At 31.6% G+C, this 1,607-nt stretch carries 1 protein-coding gene; it reads right to left on the minus strand.

Going from position 1 to position 1,607, the window contains the following annotated elements:
• Positions 1–93 precede the first annotated feature (93 nt).
• Positions 94–1,278 carry an FtsW/RodA/SpoVE family cell cycle protein gene (locus CD128_RS09505; RefSeq protein ID WP_103329687.1) on the minus strand — a complete coding sequence of 395 codons (1,185 nt, stop codon included), beginning with the start codon at positions 1,276–1,278 and terminating at the stop codon, positions 94–96.
• Positions 1,279–1,607 lie beyond the last annotated feature (329 nt).

Genomic DNA, 1,607 nt, shown 5'->3' on the forward strand with positions numbered 1-1,607 from the left:
CCTCAACAACAAAAAAAGAGATTAAACAACCTAAGGTTGCTTAATCTCAATATTAGGACTCATCAGTCCGATTTGACGTAGAGCCTTTTTTTATTATTTATTAGGCATGGTCTGACGTTGATGGTAACGAATAGAAAGTATAATGCCTATACCTACTATTAAGCTCCATAACGCACTACCACCATAACTTACAAATGGAAGCGGGATACCTGTAATCGGTAAGAGTTGAATTGTCATACCAATATTTTGCAAAATATGGAAGACAAGTAATGAGATATAGCCCACAATAAAAATTTTACTGAATGGTGATTCTACCTTGGTAGCAAGTCTTATAAGATGGAAGATTAAAGCTAAGAAGATGAGCAATAAGACTACTGCGCCAAGGAATCCCATTTCTTCTCCGATGACAGAGAAAATAAAATCTGTATGGTTCTCTGGTATATAGACCTCACCGTGGTTATAACCTTTACCAAATAACTGTCCAGAGCCAATTGCTTTTAATGATTCTGTTAAGTGATAACCGTCTCCGTTACTGTAAGAATATGGATCTAACCATGAATTAATACGACCCATTTGATACATTTTAACGCCAAGTAAACTTTCAATTAAATTAGGCTTATAAATAATAGCTAAAATAATGCTACCGCCAATCACTGCTGCAGCGATAAGTATTGGAGCAAGCAAGCGCCAAGTGATACCACTTACTAACATAACCCCTAAGATAATGGCACAAATTACTAATGTAGTACCTAGGTCATTTTGTAATAGAATTAATGCCATAGGTATGATAGAGACACCAATAATTTTTAGGAATAACATCAAATCCGTTTGAAATGACTTATTAAAAGTAAAACGGTTATGATTTGCGACAGTTTTAGCAAGTGCAAGTATTAATATCACTTTCATAAACTCCGATGGTTGAATACTTACAGGGCCAAATGAATACCAACTTTTAGCGCCATTAATAATTGGCGTAAAAGATGTTTCAGGAAGGATTAATAATCCTACGAGTAAAATACATAAAAAGATATATAATATGTATGTGTTGTTTTTAATTTTTTTAGGTGAAAACAACATAATTAGTAAAGCGATTATAGCACCTAATATGTAGTAAATAATTTGGCGAATACTAAAATTGGCACTATATTGGCCGCCACCCATAGCTGAACTAATCGTTATAACACTTATGATTGCTAAGATAGTCAATAATGCTATGAGTACCCAGTCGATTTTTCGTAGCCAATGTTTTGAAGGCTGTTGACGGGATGAATATTTCATAAAAAACTCCTTAAAAACTGTAATATCACGATTCTTAGTATATATCGATTTTACATGACTTTATGTGAATTTGCTAGAGAATAACTAGGTAGCTTCCTAATTTAAATATTCTAAAAGTGAATATAAAGTAATGTAAATCAATGAAAAAGAAGTCATTATTTTACTTGTTGAGAAATGCAAAAATAGCACATACTGTGATAATATTGATTTTTAGGAAGAACTAAATAAACTACATAAAAATTAATAAATGTTTAATCTAAAACTTAAAATCAGTGATTAATCATATTATAATATGATGAAAGAGACTAAGGCATTAACAATTTATATAT

The sequence above is a fragment of the Staphylococcus croceilyticus genome, from assembly GCF_002902575.1.
In the GTDB taxonomy this organism is placed as follows: domain Bacteria; phylum Bacillota; class Bacilli; order Staphylococcales; family Staphylococcaceae; genus Staphylococcus; species Staphylococcus croceilyticus.